The sequence below is a fragment of the Fodinibius sp. GM108 genome, assembly GCF_058386985.1.
In genome coordinates, this window is record NZ_JBYEIR010000002.1 from 81,719 (window position 1) to 98,645 (window position 16,927).

Below are 16,927 nucleotides of genomic sequence, written 5' to 3' on the forward strand. Positions count from 1 at the left end.
TGCAAGAGTCGTTAAAGAAAATATACTCATTATTCCCCAGTAGTGACCATTATAAATTGGTTATTCTATTTGGTATGATGGTAGCAGCCTCAATTTTAGAGGTTTTGGGCATTGGTATGATACCTGTATTTGTTAGTACAGTAGCCGCTCCCGAAAAAGTGATGCAGTATCCTGTATTAGGTGATTTGATTAAGAGTTTGGGAATTACTACCTCAGAATCACTCGTTGTATATGGTGGGGGAGTTTTAATTGTAGTTTATATTTTAAAAAATACATATCTGGGATTTTATGAATATATAAAAAAAAGATTTATTGAGAACCGGGGCGTGTATTTACAAGATAGAATTTTCCGCGCTTATATGACCGCGCCTTACAGTTTTTATATCAATCGGAATTCTGCAGAATTGTTACGAAACGTTACAGTTGAAGTAAACAAAATTATAACCGGCACGTTAATGCCGTTCTTGGATTTTGTTTTAAATGCCTGCATGTTTGTATTTATCTTGGGGACATTACTATTCTTTGAGCCGCTTATTACTTTAGTTGCAATTGTCGTGTTAGGCGGCGGAGGGTATTTCTTTTTAAGATATACAAAGGAAAAGACACAAGAATACGGCCGAGATAATCGAGATGCACGAAGGGAAAAGAATAAAGCAGTATTACAGGGTCTTAACGGTTTTAAAGATGCGCGTATACTAAGTCGCGAAGAAAGTTTTTTGGATCATTATCGAGTAAACGCCGAACGTAGCAAAAAAGCAAATATTTACGAATATGTAGTTTCAAAAATGCCCAAGCCGATTATTGAAACTCTTGCTGTGATGGGTATTTTGTGCATTGCCCTTTTAATGGTAGGACAAGGTCGTGAAGTGACGGCTATTATACCCGTATTGGCACTTTTTGGTGCGGCTACTGTTAAACTTATGCCGGTGCTTAATCTTGTTATAAAACAAGCTAATAAAATTCGCTATAATTCAGCCTCGGTTTATGCGATATATGATGATCTTACGCTGTTGGAGAATGATTATCGCTCTTTCCGTATGAAGGTACTAGAAGAACAGAATAAACTATCTTTTACTGATAAGATTTGTTTACGAAATGTAACGTATAATTATCCCAATGCAGATGAACAGGCAGTTTGTGATATTTCTATTACAGTTGATGAAGGGAATGCCATTGCCTTTGTGGGACCTTCCGGAGCTGGAAAAACAACTCTAGTTGATATCATACTGGGTCTCTTGGAACCGCAAAAAGGAACTATAACGGCCGACGGTGATAATATCTTTGAAAATCTTAGAGGTTGGCAAAAAAACGTTGGATATATCCCACAATCAATTTATTTGCTGGACGATACCATCAGGCGAAATATAGCTTTTGGAATTCCCGATGAGGAAATAGATGACAAGAAGTTACAGAATGCTATACAAGCATCCCAACTAGGTGAGTTGGTGGAACGACTGGATGAGGGGGTTGAAACTATTGTCGGGGAACGGGGAGTTCGATTGTCAGGTGGGCAGCAACAGCGTATTGGTATTGCCCGTGCCCTTTATGATAATCCCCAGGTACTGGTAATGGACGAGGCGACCTCTTCGCTGGATAATCTTACAGAGAAATTTGTAATTGAAGCGATTGAACATTTACGTGGTGATCGTACCATTATTATGATTGCCCACCGATTAACCACGGTCAAGAATTGTGATAATATTTATATGATGAAAGATGGGAAGATAGTAAATCAGGGAACGTATGATGAACTTCTTGAGTGTAGTGCTGAATTTAGAAAAATGAGCTTAGTCGAATAATTAAAGGTTGATTAGAATTATTTAAAGTATGGAAATATTAGATTGTACCCTTCGGGATGGAGGATACTATACTAATTGGGACTTCGATTCTGATATAGTTAGTAACTATATTGAATCCTTCAACAACCTACCGATAGATTATCTGGAAATAGGATATCGTGCTAATCCACAAGAAGGATATTCAGGAGAGTTCTTCTATTGTCCTGAATATGTTATGAAAGAGATAAAAAGCAAGACAAACAAAAAATTGGCTGTAATTTTAAACGAAAAAAATGTCAGACCTAAAGATGTTGATAGTCTACTAATTCCTTGCAAAAATTATATAGATCTCATTCGTATTGCAGTTAAACCAAGATTTTTTGAAAGAGCTATTAAATTAGGTGAGGCCGTTAAGAAGTTGGGCTTTGATGTGAGTTTTAATGTCATGTATATGTCTGAGTGGGAAAATGATATCGACTTGATAGATCATTTTTCTAAAGTAGATGATATAGTAGATTATTTATATTTAGTGGATTCTTATGGCAGTGTTTATCCAGAGGATGTTAAGCGGTGTATGAAGATTGCAAGAGAGAAAACCAATGTTAAATTAGGTTTTCATGGACACAACAACATTGAAATGGCTTTAGCAAATACGTTAACTGCCATAGAAAATGGAATTGATATTGTAGATTCAACAATAACCGGTATGGGAAGAGGAGCCGGTAATTTAAAAACCGAATTACTTCTAACGGTATTAAATTCGAAAGGCGAATTAAATTTTGATTTTAATTCGCTTAGTAAGGTTGTTGAGCCATTTCGTGCAATGAAGAGAGAATATGAATGGGGGACAAATCTCCCATATATAGTTTCCGGTGCTAACTCTATTCCACAAAAGAAAGTTATGGAATGGGTAAGTAAACGTTATTACTCCTTTAACAGTATTATTAGGGCTTTATCCAATAGGAGTAGAGGAGTAAAAGATAATGCTGATTTACCAGAATTCGATTCACAGAGACAATTTTCCAAAGTTCTGATTGTAGGAGGTGGAAGTAGTGCTTCAAAGCATGAAAAAGCAATCAAACATTTTCTTAAAAAAGAGAGTGATATCTGTATTATTCATGCCAGTTCGAAGAATGCGAATGTTTTTACATCAATAGATGAAGTTCAGATCCATGCGTTGGTGGGAAATGAAGGACACCGTCTGGAAAAAACTTTGGGAGTCTTAGATACAAATTCAAGAATTGCCATTTTACCACCATACCCAAGAATGATGGGAACTTATGTGCCACAAGCTTTTAGTGATAAAGCTTATCAATTGAATTCATTTGATAATTATGCTATAAATGATGAATCAGTAACTACTTTGTGTATTGAAACTGCTTTAAAACTAAAATGTAAAAAAATTTATTTTGTTGGATATGATGGTTATAAAGGAGATATAAGTCCGATTGAATTAGAATTATTTAATGAGAATGAAGAGATTTTTGCTGAATTACAAAAAACTAATGTAAACTTTTTTAGTTTGACACCTACCAGATATCAAAATCTACCACTTCGATCCATATATTCATTTGTATCATGAAAGATGGTGTTTCAATATTTTTACCTATTAGAAAAGGAAGTAAACGAGTTAAAAATAAAAATACACGTCCATTTGCAAATTACGGTTTTGGTTTGTTAGAACTGAAACTGGAACAATTGACTAAATGTGAATACATAAACCAAATTGTTGTATCATCTAACGACGAAGAGGCATTAAAATTTGTCGAAGAGTACAAAAATAAAGATACTCGTATTCGAACAGTTAAAAGACCAGAAAGATTATGTAAAGATGAGACGGATTTAACTGATCTTATCCAGTATGTTCCTTCAGTTACTGACAATATACATATACTTTGGACGCATGTTACTTCTCCATTTGTAGATGAGAAGTTATATGATGAGGCTGTCCAAGTATATTTTTCTGAGTTAGAAGAGGGGTATGATTCCCTAATGAGTGTAACCCCTTTTCAAAACTTCTTATGGGATAAAAATCAGAATGATATTATAAATAGAAATAATCAGCAACGGTGGCCCAAGACACAAGATTTGAAGAAGCTATATGAAGTAAATAGTGCAATTTTTATCTCAAATAGAGATATCTATCTTAATGAAAAAGATAGAGTCGGCACTAGACCTAAATTATATATAATGAATAAAATTGAATCATTAGATATAGATTGGGAAGAAGATTTTGAAATTGCGGAACTGCTTTATGAAAAAAAATATCTTTAAAAATTTTTCAGTCATATTTTGGGATTTTGATGGAGTGATTATGGACTCCAACAAAATACGAGATAGAGGATTTGAGAAAGTACTGGAAGGTTTCCCAGAAGAAGAAGTTCAAGAATTGATGGAATTCCACGAAAGAAATGGTGGGCTCTCTCGGTATGTTAAATTCCGTTATTTTTTTGAAGAAGTGCGAGGAAGAAAAATTACTGATGAAGAGATAAATGAATGGGCCGATAAATTCTCTGAAATTATGCTAGATCTTCTTATAGAGCCAGACTTACTTATTGAGGAGACCATAGATTACATTAAAAAGAACTATAGAAAAAAATCCATGCATATAGTATCTGGTTCAGACCAAGAAGAGTTGAGATATATTTGCAGGTCATTAGAAATAGATCTTTATTTTGAGTCTATTAACGGTTCTCCTACTCCTAAAAAAGAATTAGTGAAAAATATTTTAAGGTCAGGACCTTATAAAATAGATAACTGTATGTTAATAGGTGACTCTCTTAATGATTTTGAAGCTGCTAAGCATAACAACATATATTTTGTTAGCTATAACAATAAAGAGTTAGAAGAAAAAGTTAGGAATTAATTTTTATGTTTCTGCAAATTGATGGTTGGAGAGGGGCAGGTAAAAGTGCTTTATGGACATTATTAGACGGTCACAAGGATGTTTTTTGCAGCCCTGTACATGATACTTCTTTTGAAGGTTTTACAAAAAAACGAAATGATGAGGATTGGGTAAAGAAAAAGGATATAAGAGAGGTTCGTAACTTATTAAGCAAGACAGGTTATTATAAGTTTGAAGTATTTAGTCACGCCGAAGTTTTCTATATGGATTTTAGTTCTGAGGGTGATCGTTTAGCAATTCCTTTTGATTTGGATTTTTATGGTTTTGATAAATTATTCATGAATACTTTGACGGATGCAGAAGAGTGGGATATAGAGTTTATTATTAAATCTCTTTACCACTCATTACAAAAAATATATAATAAAGACAAAGATAATGGTAAATCGAAGTACTATGCTTCAATGGGTGTGCCCAAAATATGGAAGGATACTAATTTTCATTATGTTCTTCCTTCCGCAAAATGTATACAAGTAAGGAGAGATGTCGAAGGTATTATTTCAACTGTAAGTAATCGGAAAGCTAATCCTTTAGACAAATCTTCTAAAAGCAGTTATGCTAAATCATTTAAAGAAAGAATAAATGACAATGCAGTAGAAAAAATCCTCACATGTTATTCAGAGTATGATAAACTTGTAAGCATGTATCCAGACACATATTATGTTGTTGATTTCAAGGATGTAGTGGAAAATACAAAAGAAACAATGAAAAGAGTTGCTAATTTTTTAGGAATTGAATTTACTGATACTTTAACTATTGCTACAAGAGACGGGGAAGAATTAATTTGCAATGGGAAAAAATATGTTGGTAAAGTATATGATGATCCTGCTCAGTTACTAACAGAGGAGGAAACTAAAACCATTCAGTGGAGGAGAAAAATGTATGAAATTCATAAGAAAGAAGAATATCCTTTTACTAAAACTTTTCTGAAGAAGTCTCTTAAAGATACGATTAAGAAACTTTTTTAAAGATTATCTTTAATGGATAAAAACTTGTTGTTTAAGATTATAGAGAATTGTTAAATTTGAGTTTAAATGAATTTAAGTCTAAATTATTTTAAAGTTTTTACTCTAGAAAATTTTTTTTGCTGGGTACAGCATATTAAAAGATACCGCTATTACAATAGATTAAGGAATTCGGATCAAAAATATTCTGTAAAAGATTGTGATAGAATGCAAACAATATTTGTACACATTCCAAAATGTGGGGGGGTCTCAATCAATAAAGCTTTATTTGGGGATTTAGGAGCTGGTCATAAAACTGTAAAGGATTATAAAAAAATTTTGAGCCCATGGACTTTTTATAAGTATTTCAGTTTTACATTTGTGAGGCATCCCTATACACGTCTTTTCTCTGCTTATTCCTTCTTAAAAAAAGGTGGGTTTGATGATAGAGACAAAAAGTGGTCTAAGGAAAACTTATCAGACATTAATTGTTTCGAGGATTTTGTGATTGAATGGTTAGATAAGGATAAAATATGGAAGAAAAATCATTTCTATCCGCAAAACTATTTTGTATGTGATAAAAAAGGGGATATCGAAGTTGATTTTGTTGGAAAGATGGAAAATATAAAAGATGATTTTGCTTATGTATGTAAAAAACTCAATGTGTCTGTGGACTTAGAGCATCATAATAAGACTCATAGAAGGAATAATTTTTCCTCACTTTCCAATCAAGGAATAAAGGATAAGATTTATTCTTTATACCGAACTGATTTTGAGGTATTTGAATATGAGCCATAGTTAAAATGAATCTAAGTATTTTAATTTCTACAATTGATAAAGGCATTTATAATATCAATTCTATCCTTTTAGATGAGCGGCCTGATGTGGAATATATAGTTTCCCATCAATATACAGAGGCTAAATACTGTACGATTCCAGCAGAGCTTGAACGGCCTGATGTAACCTTATCTCAAATCCCAGGAATGGGGTTATCAAAGTCACGGAATAATGCACTTGTCCATGCTAGTGGCGATATTGGGCTTTTGGCGGATGACGACGTTCAATATAAGGATGAATATTTTGATTTAATTATTGATACGTATCGCCAAAGAAACATTGATATAGCATGTTTTAAAATAAAAACATGTAAATATGAACCAGAATATAAGGAATATCCTTTACAACCTATTCAAATAAAAAATTTTTCACAGTACTCACCTAGTTCTATTGAGATATCATTTTTACTAGATAAAATTCGTGAAAAAAATATAAAATTTGACGAACGTTTTGGTTTAGGATCTGTTTTTATGGGTGGGGAGGAAAAAATTTTTTTAAAAGATTGTATTGACAAAAATCTGATTCCTCATTTCATACCTGAATATGCTGTTAAACATCCATATGAAAGTAAAAATAAAAATATATCAAAATATCATAAAGACGCTATACGAAAGCGTGCTGCTACTGAATTTCGAATAATGGGTTATGAAGCAATTAGTAGCATATTATTTTCCAAAGGCAGATATTTTGATGCATTAATAAATTATGGTGTTAACCCAATAGCGCATTTTTTCCATCAAATAACTACAATTATATACTTAGTCTTTAGTAAAAGTAAAATTGATTAGATCAATTACCAGATTGAAGGAAGATAATAGCAATTGAATTGGATCAGTTGCCGAAGTTTATTTAACTGAGTATAGTTTATAACATGATTATCTAAATAGTCCCTAATCTATTAGTGATAGATGAATTAAGTAATTTACAACTTGCGCTCAACATAGGTGAGTGGGATATCACTATTAATCAACTATTGAAATTATCCGTAACTTCTTAAATGCTTTAATTAACTTTGTTCCTAGTTATTTATTAAATTCTGTATTATAAAACCTAAACCTTAGGAGTTTAGGAATAACTGTCAAACTTGCTTTGCGCTTGTAAGGTTTAGTTCTTTTTACTTATGATCTCCGTTGTTATACCTACTCATGGGCGTCCCAATTTACTTAAGTATACTCTTTCTTCAATTGCTAAATGTACATTACCGAGATCTTATAACAAATTAATTGTTGTTGAAAATGGATCTCAAGCAGGGGCCGAACAATTCGTCACTCAATTACCTAAAAAACTTAACGCTGAGTATCTATATTTAGAGTACGGAAATAAAAGTAGAGCTTTAAATATAGCTCTAGAAGAATTAGATAAAGATCTTGTTTTTTTTACGGACGATGATGCTAGATTCTCTTCCAATATCTTGGTTGCTTATACAGAAGTAGCTAAGAGATATAAAAGTGGGGTTTTCTTTGGGGGACCGGTGTTTGTAGACAGAGAGGAAGAACCACCGGCATGGCTAGAACCTTCATTGCCTTATTCAGCCCGTGGTTATGATTTAGTTAATGAAAGGATGGAAAGCGGTTATCTCGGTATTAATTGGGCAGCATATACATCTGATATTAAGAAATTAGGTGGATTTAATCCTAACTTTGGACCTGGGTCTCCAACAGGGGCAACAGGCCAAGAAAGTGATATGCAAGAACGAATGAAAAAGGCCGGAATGGAAGGAGTCGATGTGTTAGATGCAATCGTGTGGCATAAAGTGCCTAAAAGTAGATGTAGTGAAGACTGGGTAAAACAGAGGTATTATAAAATTGGTAAAACAAAAGGAGTAAAAGCAGATTCTTGGGAAGCAATCATATTTGAAATTTATAACATATTCAAATATTCAGTTCGTTGGTTGTTGCACTTGTTATCATTTAATAAATCTGAAAAGAAGAAAAGTAAAATGTTAGTCATTGCTGGTATAGGTTTTTTAGATTATTTACTTTCCAAAAGTAAATAATCATGCTCCACCAAAGGAAGTGAATTGATTAGCAAGATTATATACTGATTATCCAAACAAGGTATTGTTTTGTTTAACTTTTAATTGGGTATAGGAGGCTATTTACTGACTCTTTACAGCTTGAGTTTTTTTCCAAAATAGAATGATAGGTTTTACTATAATTTTCTTTCCTTAAATTTTTATACAAACGCTGTAATATCGGGATCATTTTACAAGTATTAAATTTGTCCATTTGCTGGTAACTCCAAGTTTGATCGCCATTTAGATGAGAGAGCAAGAATTGTGCAGCTTTTTCAATGCTTCCACTATTGGCACTGCTGTATGACCATAGTTCATTACTTGATGAGGCTACACCTAAGCTATTATATTTCTCATGATGTATGGTGATACTAGCAAGAATTGTAAGAGCGTTAAGGTTATATACTGAATAATGAAAGGGTAGGGTACGATTGATTTCATAAGGTTGTCTTCCATCAGTCGCAATTTGTTCTGGAATCCTTTTTGTTTTAACGCGCCTTAGTACTTCACTTACCTTTTTTTCTTCATCCAAAAAGTAGGCATAGGTGGCAATTTGCACATCATACCAAGAGCCATGATTGTTGGGAGCCTCTTTTTCTGCTATTCCATACTCATGTTCTTGTAACCATTCATAGAACTGGCTAAACCACTTGTCTAAACCAGTATCGATATCTAAAGACCAATGAACACTTTCTTGAAGTATAGGAACAAAATTTAAAATCCGATAGAAATCAACCCCTTCTATTAGCCCGGCAGGCCGCCCTGTAGTTTTTCCAGGAATTCCCTGAGCATATTTCATATTGGGATTCATCTTGGTTTCGCTATCAATAAACCATTGTTTCAGTAATGCAATTGCTTTCTTAGCGTATTTTTCCTCTTCAGAAAAATAGTATACTAGGGAAAGTTTACTTATATCACTTCGCAGATTGGTAAGTGAGATGCGATCAAACTGATAAATCTCTGGGTTTACTTGACCATCTTTTTTAATATAAGGTAAGCCATCTTCCGTGTCAGGGTTGGGCCACCAGTAGCGGCCTCGACTCACATATTCATGCTTGACTCCGTTTGGAGCAGTTCCTTCTTTTGTAACTACGGAATACCCATATGAATTGAGAGCTTTATTTGCCTCAATCAAGAGATTATTATATGCCTCTGTAAATATATTATTTTCTTCGTTTAGTTGGTTTTTAACATAGGCTAAATCGGACATGTTAAAACCTATCGGATTTTTCGAAGCAAATTCAGAATCTTTTTCTTGTCCGGTACTTCCTAAGATATTACATCCGACAACACTGAATAAGATAAATCCTAGCACTGCCAAAATTTTAAGTCTCAACATGACATAACCCCTATTATGCTGGTTGTATATTATTTATTATCATTAATGATAAAGAATACATTTTCTACTAAAAAATGAAGTTTTTTTTCGTTGCTTTAACGGTTGTCATAGTCAGTTGTGGTTGTATGCGGGCATCTTATAATCTTCCCGAGTTTCAAAATTCTGAACAAGAAGAAGTCTTTAAAGTTGTCCAGCGAGTTTACAACTGGCAGATAAAAAATATGAGTGAGGTATCACCAAAGAGTTGGCAAACAGCCACATTTTATATTGGCGGTATATCTGCTTACCAAGAGATGGAATATAGTAAATTTTTAATTGATAGTTATCAATGGGCTGATGATAACAATTGGAAGATAGGTTCTCGTGAATTTAATGCAGATGATCAAGCTGTGGCACAAGTTTATCTTGATTTATATGAGGAGTTCAAAGATGAAGAGATGATCAAAAGTTACCTGAAGAGTGCAAATAAAATGACCGATGAACGAACACCCAGTAAACTTGAAGAGCCTCTTTGGTGGTGGGCAGATGCATTGTTTATGGCACCTCCGGCTTTGGCGGCACTATCAGATGTTACTTCGGAATCTAAATATCTATCTTTTTTATTTAAATCGTGGAAAGATTCTTATAATCTACTCTACAGCGAGGGTGACTCTCTTTTTTTTAGGGATAGACGTTACAATAACGACTATGATTCTCAAGGGAATAAAATGTTTTGGCTGCGCGGAAATGGATGGGCAGTAGCTGGCCTGGCAAGATTGCTTGAAGAAATTCCCGGTGAGCAGAAAAAAATAGAGGAAGAGTTTAAATCTGTTTATATTCAGCTCATTGAAAAATTACTATCCCTTCAGTCGAAAGACGGCCTCTGGAGAAGCAATTTATATATACCGGAGAGATATCCCCAACCTGAAACGAGTGGATCCGCTTTAATTTGTTATGCCTTGGCTTGGGGTATTAATAATAATATTTTGGAAGGTAATAAATATAAAAAAGCTATGCTGGAAAGCTGGCACTCTTTGTCAGAAAAGGTTAACGAATCTGGGAAGTTGGGATATGTACAACCAGTCGGTTATCGTCCGGCCACCTCGGTTTCAGTAAATGCCGAAGTATACGGTAGCGGTGCTTTTATTTTGGCTGGCAGTGAGATGTTTACCTATTTCGAGAATAATTAATGTATTACTCTGATACTGTATGATCGAATCAAGTATCATCATTCCTGTTTACAATGATGCAGAACGGCTGAAAAAAACATTAGATGCACTGGCCCCTCAGGTACAGAATATAGAAACAGTAGAAGTTTTTGTTGTGGATAATGGTTCCGATGACGGATCCGATGAAGTTGCTGAAAGCTTTCCTTTTGTAACTCTTCTCAAAGAGCATGAAAATTTGGGAAGTCCCTATTCAGCTAGAAATCGAGGAATTGAACGGGCCAAAGGTGATGTGATTATATTATTGGATTCAAAGTGTACCCCGTCCGAACAATGGTTGTCTGACGGTCTTGCCGATCTAGATCGATTAAATGCTGATATAATCGGTGGATGTGTATGTTTTGAAATGAGTTCACACGCTACAATAGGTGAATTATATGATTCCATAGTAAATGTTAAAATGGAGCAAGCAATTAAAGAAAGAGGTGTTGCTATGGGTGGTAATCTTTTTATAAGGAGAAAAGTTTTTGATACAATTGGTTTTTTCCCCGAAGGTATAAGATCAGGAGGCGATCTAGATTGGACTGGTAAAGCAACAAGTGAAAATTTCTCCTTGAAATATTCACCGAATGCAAAGGTTTACTATCCGGCACGAAGCAGTCGGAAATTATTTAAGAAACAGTGGAGAGTTTCTCAGGGACATCCTGAAGTTTGGAAGCAACAAGGAAAAAGAATTAATCTGCTTTATTTGATAGCCTTATTTGGTGCAACTGCAGTATTTTTCCCATTTATAAATAAGCTTGATAAAAAAATTAAGGCCAGTAACAGGAAATTGAGTGGATTTCAGAAATTCCATTTATACTCTTTTCATTATTTAATTAGTCTCACTATGAAGGTCGGAAGTATTTATGGTTATATAAAAAGGAAAAGCAATAAATATTTTTCTTAAAATGATAAGTGTAATTATTCCTGTCTGTAATGCCGCTGGAAGCATAGCAGATATTCTGTCAAAAGTTATCGAGCAATTGGATTTTTCCTCTGGCGATGAAATTATTGTGGTTGATAATGGATCGGATGATAACACGCCAAACATTGTAAGGCAGTTTGATAACGTAACTCTACTTTCGGAAACAAAACATCTAAACAGCCCTTATTCTTGTCGAAATCGAGGGATAGAACATTCCTCGGGAGATTATCTCATTTTTTTAGATACGGGGTGTACCCCTTCTGATAATTGGTTGCAAAGTTTTTATGATTGCCTTAAAAAATCGGGTGCCGATCTTATTGGTGGAGATATTCTGTTTAATTTGACTGAAGATTCTACAATAAGTGAATTGGCAGATGCCGTGAGTAATGTTAACGTTGAACTTTCGATTAGTGCAGGCCATGTAATGACGGCAAATTTATTAGTGAAAAGAGAGGTAATTCAAGATCTTGGAAAGTTCCCGGAAGGAATAAGATCGGGTGGAGATGTCCGCTGGACCGGTAAAGCAACTCGGGAAGGGTATAAACTGATATTTTGTAAGGAGGCGTATGCAGTTAAAGAACCAAGGAAATTTAAAAAATTATGCAAAAAATCTTGGCGTGTGGGGAAGTGGCAGCCATATGTATGGCAAGAACATGGAAACTTTGCTTGGTCAATAGCAAAATCAATACTGAAATTTTTAGTTCCTCCCAATCTGGTTAGAATGAAAAGAAAGGCTAAAAATCATAATTATGTGATAGCTCAATTTAAATGGATTGGTGTTTTTTTTATAGTCTGGGTAAATCAGTGGATAAGAAGTTCAGCAGCCTTAATTGGATTAATTCATATAGCAGGGAAGAAATAGAATGAAAATAGTATTAGTAAATACTCTTTATGATCCCTACGTTATTGGAGGAGCAGAATATTCCACACAAATACTGGCTGAAAGTTTGGCAAAAGATCATGAGGTTTACATTCTGACTTCGGGATTGAAAAATGACATTAAAAGAAAGAATGGCGTAGTAGTCATTTACCGAAAAATTCCTCATATCTTTAATCGATATTTTGGTAACAAGAAGGGGATTTTCAAGAAGGTACTTTGGCGCTTATATGAGTATGTTAATATAGTACCTTCTTTTACATTCGAGAACATTTTCAAAAAAATTAACCCCGACATTGTGCATACGAACAATATAGCAATGTTCACACCCAGGATATGGAAGACTGCATCTAAGTATTCTAAGGTTATCCATACTACCCGGGATTATTATCTTATTTGCGCTCGTAGTTCAATGATGAGAAGTGGAAATAGTCAGTGTAAAAAACAGTGTAGTTTTTGTAAGATTTATACTCAAAAATTTCAAACTTATAAATCTTACGTAGATGAATATGTATTTATAAGTAAGCATGTTAAGAAGCAGCACCAAAAATATTATGGAGTGGATGGGTCTATAGTTTATAATGCCGTTGGTTCCTTACAATCTAATAGTAGTTTAGATACTGAAAATACTGAAAGGAATAGTTTTGTTTTAGGTTACATTGGACTGATTAGTAAATTGAAGGGAGTGGATCGGATTTTAGAAGTTGCAAATACGCTTGCAATTCCTACAGTATTGGCAGGAGATATAGCAGCTGGTGAGGATGATCTTCGAGAACAGATCAAGAAAAGTGAATATATAACATATTTAGGTTTTACAGATCAGGAGATCTTTTTCAATAAAATAGATTTGTTACTACATCTGCCTAGATGGGAGGAGCCTATGGGACGTACTATAGTCGAGGCGTTTTCTTTTGGCAAACCTGTGATTACCCTAAGAAAAGGAGGGATAAGGGATTTGGTAGAAGATGGAAATGATGGATATTATATTGATGAAAATGATTTTCTAAATCAGGTCAAAAATATAGTAAATACTTTAAAAGCTGATCCTGCGAGATATACTCAATTGAGTAGTTCTGCAAAGAAAGCTTCTAAGAGATTTAGTACTCGTAATTATGTCAATAATTACCTCGAACTTTATAGGTAAATGAAAAAGCTCTGTTCACTCGGGATTATTTTTATTTCATTTACCAGTTTACCCGTGATGCCCTCCACGTATCGGCCGGTTAGTCTTCTTCTTCTGCTAGTTCCCGGGGTATTGTATTTTTTTTCTGCGCTGCGACGTAAAGATACCTATGATATATTATTATTCCTCTTTGCTATATATTTGGGATTATATAGCTTTATTCTCTATGGAATTTTTGAGTTTAACTATTCATACTTAGCAGAGAGCGTCATAATTTTCTTGTTAGGCATAGTTTCCTATTATGGATTTAACTATACTTTTGAAAATTTAAGTTATGAGCGCTTATTTAAGTCTTTCAGAATTCTGATCAATTTATTTCTTTTTGTTGCTACTTTAGATCTCATTTTATTTTTGGGTGGTGATTTTCTGGGACTTCGATCTTTAATATTTAATTTTATAGCTGATAAAGTAGGGGGACGGCCACAGTATACTACTTCGGAAGCTGCTTGGGCATCACAGGTCACACTTTTTCTAATACCTATTCAGACGTGGATATATGCCAAGACAAAGAATTTTTATGATAAGCTCAAAATAGGATATCTGTACCTACTGTTAATTTTCACCTTCTCGTTGTTGGGGTATGTACTGCTTTTGGCTTATATATCTATTGTTTATGTCTATTTGAATAGAAATAAAGTAAAAGCAATTGCACATATTTTCTTAGTTACCACTATTACTGTGGGAGTGATTGTGGGTACGCTTACTTTTCTTGCTAGCCAGGATAGCTATACTCTCAACCGCCTAAAAAGATTTTACAGTGAGGCAGAGATTACTGATGTCTATAATATAGATGCTTCGGCATATATTAGAACGTTATATCCAAAAGTTGGCTATGATATTTTTGTTGATTATCCATTAGGAATTGGTATGGGCGGATATCCTTTAAAATTCGGTGAATATATAATCAATTATGATTATGAAATGTTATACAATCCCGAAACTCAACAAAATATTCGAAAAAAAAATACTAACCCTAAGAACTTCTATGCCAAAATACTGTCGGAGATTGGTATCATTAATGGGTTAATATTTTTATTTCTTATTTATATGATAGGTCGAAAAGATCGGGGGTTATTCTATAATGATATTGCTACGAGAAAATTGATTTTTTCGCTTAATGTGGTAGTTTTTCTGATATTTATGCAGTTTAGCTCCTTAGCTACTATCCCATTTTGGTTTTGCTTATCCTTAAATAAAAATTATCAAGAACTAGTTAAAAGCTATAAAGTATATCTGACGAATGAGTAAGATATTAGTATTAACTTCAAGAGAAGTTTTTCCAACTCATGGAGGAGATAAGTTGAGAATTTTTAAGATCTGCGAATATTTATCTAAATATCATTCCTTAGATATTGTTTCGTTAACTGAAAATGAAGATTATGACTATCACAATTATTCAAAGATACAGAATGTATTTAGTGAGGCATATACAGTTTATCACAACCCCTTAAGAGCGAAGCTATTTTCTTTAGCTTCCTTCTTTTCTAGAAAATCGATTCAAGAATGGTATTATTATAACCCAAAATTATATTCCTTTTTAGAAGAAAAGAGACAAAAATATGATTATTTGCTGATTCATTTATTTCGAATGGAACAATACGTTAAGGATTTTAGCCCATCTAGAGTTCATGTAGAACTAACGGATGCTATTTCTATGAATTACAGTCGATTAAAGTTGTTTTCTATAAAGAGTTTTATGGAGTTTCTATACTACATGGATCGAAAAAAAATACGGAGGCGAGAATTAGATATATTAGAAAAATATAGGTCAGCTAGTTTGATATCACACACAGATAAAAAATATTTAGGAAAATTCGGTAGTACATCAAATGTAGAAGTTTTTAAAAATGGTGTGGACTTAGATCGATTTAAACTAGTTGAAGGTCCTAAAGAAAATAAAATTGTTTTTATTGGAAATATTCATAGTGCTCAAAATAGAGATGCATGTGAATTCTTTATTAAGAAGATTTTACCATCAATTAATGAAAAATATCCAAATATAAAGTTTAAGATAATTGGGGTTATTCCTGATCAGTTAAAAAAAACTTTCCAGGATTATCAAAATGTTTTAGTAACTGGAAAGGTCGCATCAATACAAGAAGCTGTTGGCAATCCGTTATTTGCAGTATGCCCAATGCGTTATGGAGCCGGTATCCAGAACAAGATACTTGAATATATGGCAATGGGTATCCCAATTATTAGTTCCCCGATGGGTGTTGAAGGGTTGGAAAATATAAGTAAAAATATCTTTATCGCCGAAAACGCGAAGGATTACCTTGAACCTATCCAAATAATCAAAGAACAATCGGATCCTCTTAAAACAGACCCGAATGAGTTGAGAAAAGAGGTCAAGCAAAAATATTCATGGAATGCTATGTTAAATGGGATAGAGACAATGTTCTTAAAAAATAAGGTAGAACATGAGCAGTTATCCTGAGATAAGTTTTCTTAAAGATTCTTGTAATTAATCCGATAAAAATAGGCATTACATCTCATCCCATGGGTATGAAATATACGGCAAAGAGGGTATCAACTAATTGAAGCGGCATCTGCGGCTAAACCTATTATTACTACAGATAATACAGGTTGTAGGGATGCAGTTATTGAGGGTGAAACTGGTTTTTGGTACCTGTGAAAGATGTAGAGTGGCTTACAGAAAAAATCAAGTATCTAATTCAGAACAAGGAGTTGCGGAAGAAGATGGGACGTAACGGACGCCAGTTTGCAAAAGAAACTTTTTCGACAGATATTATCGCTAATAAAACAGTAGGAATTTATAAAAGAAGTAACTAGTCAATTGAGATAATTAGGTTAAGTCTACAAATAAATTGCCGATAAAAAATTTGCAGATAGTTATACATACTGTTTATTTGTGTATTAGGTAGTAATACCCCAACTTAATCGGTAATTTTTATTAATTGTTTTAAAAATATAATAATGC

The 16,927-nt window shown here is 33.7% G+C and carries 17 protein-coding genes; 16 read left to right on the forward strand and 1 reads right to left on the reverse strand.

The features are described 5' to 3' along the window. Nucleotides 1–74 precede the first annotated feature (74 nt). The 8 genes from ACT3ID_RS03665 (at nt 75) to ACT3ID_RS03700 (ending at nt 8,457) form a co-directional block, all read left to right on the forward strand. Nucleotides 75–1,799 (forward strand): ABC transporter ATP-binding protein, encoded by a 1,725-nt coding sequence (locus tag ACT3ID_RS03665; RefSeq protein ID WP_491540637.1) that lies wholly within the window; start codon nt 75–77, stop codon nt 1,797–1,799. Nucleotides 1,800–1,827: 28 nt separating this feature from the next. After that, nucleotides 1,828–3,360, forward strand: a complete 1,533-nt coding sequence (locus tag ACT3ID_RS03670; protein WP_491540638.1) for a hydroxymethylglutaryl-CoA lyase-like TIM-barrel protein — start codon at nt 1,828–1,830, stop codon at nt 3,358–3,360. Next, the gene (locus ACT3ID_RS03675; protein WP_491540639.1) at nt 3,357–4,052 is read left to right on the forward strand and encodes an acylneuraminate cytidylyltransferase family protein; all 696 of its coding nucleotides are present in this window, start codon (nt 3,357–3,359) and stop codon (nt 4,050–4,052) included. The genes ACT3ID_RS03670 and ACT3ID_RS03675 overlap by 4 nt, the downstream gene beginning before the upstream one ends. Further along, the gene (locus tag ACT3ID_RS03680; protein ID WP_491540640.1) at nt 4,033–4,644 is read left to right on the forward strand and encodes an HAD family hydrolase; all 612 of its coding nucleotides are present in this window, start codon (nt 4,033–4,035) and stop codon (nt 4,642–4,644) included. Before ACT3ID_RS03675 ends, ACT3ID_RS03680 begins: the two co-directional genes overlap by 20 nt. Before the next feature lie 5 nt (nt 4,645–4,649). Then, nucleotides 4,650–5,648, forward strand: a complete 999-nt coding sequence (locus ACT3ID_RS03685; protein ID WP_491540641.1) for a sulfotransferase — start codon at nt 4,650–4,652, stop codon at nt 5,646–5,648. A 204-nt stretch (nt 5,649–5,852) separates the two neighbouring features. Beyond that, nucleotides 5,853–6,422: a sulfotransferase family 2 domain-containing protein gene (locus ACT3ID_RS03690; RefSeq protein WP_491540642.1), complete on the forward strand. Its 570-nt coding sequence runs from the start codon at nt 5,853–5,855 to the stop codon at nt 6,420–6,422. A 5-nt stretch (nt 6,423–6,427) separates the two neighbouring features. Further along, nucleotides 6,428–7,249 (forward strand): glycosyltransferase, encoded by an 822-nt coding sequence (locus ACT3ID_RS03695; RefSeq protein WP_491540643.1) that lies wholly within the window; start codon nt 6,428–6,430, stop codon nt 7,247–7,249. 332 nt (nt 7,250–7,581) lie between these two features. Next, complete coding sequence (locus ACT3ID_RS03700) at nt 7,582–8,457, forward strand: glycosyltransferase family 2 protein (RefSeq protein WP_491540644.1); 876 nt, start codon at nt 7,582–7,584, stop codon at nt 8,455–8,457. A 73-nt stretch (nt 8,458–8,530) separates the two neighbouring features. Here the strand turns inward: ACT3ID_RS03700 and ACT3ID_RS03705 are convergent, their stop codons facing one another. After that, a complete protein-coding gene (locus ACT3ID_RS03705; protein WP_491540645.1) occupies nt 8,531–9,814 on the reverse strand; it encodes an alginate lyase family protein in 1,284 nt (427 codons plus the stop codon). A 125-nt stretch (nt 9,815–9,939) separates the two neighbouring features. On the opposite strand from ACT3ID_RS03705, the gene ACT3ID_RS03710 reads away from it, so the two are divergent. The 8 genes from ACT3ID_RS03710 (at nt 9,940) to ACT3ID_RS03745 (ending at nt 16,779) form a co-directional block, all read left to right on the forward strand. Further along, the gene (locus ACT3ID_RS03710; protein ID WP_491540646.1) at nt 9,940–10,983 is read left to right on the forward strand and encodes a glycoside hydrolase family 88 protein; all 1,044 of its coding nucleotides are present in this window, start codon (nt 9,940–9,942) and stop codon (nt 10,981–10,983) included. 19 nt (nt 10,984–11,002) lie between these two features. After that, complete coding sequence (locus ACT3ID_RS03715) at nt 11,003–11,908, forward strand: glycosyltransferase family 2 protein (protein WP_491540647.1); 906 nt, start codon at nt 11,003–11,005, stop codon at nt 11,906–11,908. Nucleotide 11,909: 1 nt separating this feature from the next. Continuing rightward, the gene (locus ACT3ID_RS03720; protein ID WP_491540648.1) at nt 11,910–12,788 is read left to right on the forward strand and encodes a glycosyltransferase; all 879 of its coding nucleotides are present in this window, start codon (nt 11,910–11,912) and stop codon (nt 12,786–12,788) included. Between the two features lies 1 nt (nt 12,789). Beyond that, a complete protein-coding gene (locus ACT3ID_RS03725; RefSeq protein WP_491540649.1) occupies nt 12,790–13,947 on the forward strand; it encodes a glycosyltransferase in 1,158 nt (385 codons plus the stop codon). After that, the gene (locus ACT3ID_RS03730; RefSeq protein WP_491540650.1) at nt 13,948–15,234 is read left to right on the forward strand and encodes an O-antigen ligase family protein; all 1,287 of its coding nucleotides are present in this window, start codon (nt 13,948–13,950) and stop codon (nt 15,232–15,234) included. Then, nucleotides 15,227–16,423: a glycosyltransferase gene (locus ACT3ID_RS03735; RefSeq protein WP_491540651.1), complete on the forward strand. Its 1,197-nt coding sequence runs from the start codon at nt 15,227–15,229 to the stop codon at nt 16,421–16,423. The genes ACT3ID_RS03730 and ACT3ID_RS03735 overlap by 8 nt, the downstream gene beginning before the upstream one ends. A gap of 99 nt (nt 16,424–16,522) precedes the next feature. Then, on the forward strand, nt 16,523–16,621 hold the full coding sequence (locus ACT3ID_RS03740; protein ID WP_491541102.1) for a hypothetical protein: 99 nt from the start codon (nt 16,523–16,525) through the stop codon (nt 16,619–16,621). Then, the gene (locus ACT3ID_RS03745) at nt 16,618–16,779 is read left to right on the forward strand and encodes a hypothetical protein (protein ID WP_491540652.1); all 162 of its coding nucleotides are present in this window, start codon (nt 16,618–16,620) and stop codon (nt 16,777–16,779) included. The genes ACT3ID_RS03740 and ACT3ID_RS03745 overlap by 4 nt, the downstream gene beginning before the upstream one ends. Nucleotides 16,780–16,927 lie beyond the last annotated feature (148 nt).

Excerpts from the sequence above, each read along its gene's own strand:
- ACT3ID_RS03665 (WP_491540637.1), top strand. The coding sequence starts at position 75 with ATGATGGTAGCAGCCTCAATTTTAGAGGTTTTGGGCATTGGTATGATA.
- ACT3ID_RS03670 (WP_491540638.1), top strand. The coding sequence starts at position 1,828 with ATGGAAATATTAGATTGTACCCTTCGGGATGGAGGATACTATACTAAT.
- ACT3ID_RS03675 (WP_491540639.1), top strand. The coding sequence starts at position 3,357 with ATGAAAGATGGTGTTTCAATATTTTTACCTATTAGAAAAGGAAGTAAA.
- ACT3ID_RS03680 (WP_491540640.1), top strand. The coding sequence starts at position 4,033 with ATGAAAAAAAATATCTTTAAAAATTTTTCAGTCATATTTTGGGATTTT.
- ACT3ID_RS03685 (WP_491540641.1), top strand. The coding sequence starts at position 4,650 with ATGTTTCTGCAAATTGATGGTTGGAGAGGGGCAGGTAAAAGTGCTTTA.
- ACT3ID_RS03690 (WP_491540642.1), top strand. The coding sequence starts at position 5,853 with ATGCAAACAATATTTGTACACATTCCAAAATGTGGGGGGGTCTCAATC.
- ACT3ID_RS03695 (WP_491540643.1), top strand. The coding sequence starts at position 6,428 with ATGAATCTAAGTATTTTAATTTCTACAATTGATAAAGGCATTTATAAT.
- ACT3ID_RS03700 (WP_491540644.1), top strand. The coding sequence starts at position 7,582 with ATGATCTCCGTTGTTATACCTACTCATGGGCGTCCCAATTTACTTAAG.
- ACT3ID_RS03705 (WP_491540645.1), bottom strand. The coding sequence starts at position 9,814 with ATGTTGAGACTTAAAATTTTGGCAGTGCTAGGATTTATCTTATTCAGT.
- ACT3ID_RS03710 (WP_491540646.1), top strand. The coding sequence starts at position 9,940 with ATGCGGGCATCTTATAATCTTCCCGAGTTTCAAAATTCTGAACAAGAA.
- ACT3ID_RS03715 (WP_491540647.1), top strand. The coding sequence starts at position 11,003 with ATGATCGAATCAAGTATCATCATTCCTGTTTACAATGATGCAGAACGG.
- ACT3ID_RS03720 (WP_491540648.1), top strand. The coding sequence starts at position 11,910 with ATGATAAGTGTAATTATTCCTGTCTGTAATGCCGCTGGAAGCATAGCA.
- ACT3ID_RS03725 (WP_491540649.1), top strand. The coding sequence starts at position 12,790 with ATGAAAATAGTATTAGTAAATACTCTTTATGATCCCTACGTTATTGGA.
- ACT3ID_RS03730 (WP_491540650.1), top strand. The coding sequence starts at position 13,948 with ATGAAAAAGCTCTGTTCACTCGGGATTATTTTTATTTCATTTACCAGT.
- ACT3ID_RS03735 (WP_491540651.1), top strand. The coding sequence starts at position 15,227 with ATGAGTAAGATATTAGTATTAACTTCAAGAGAAGTTTTTCCAACTCAT.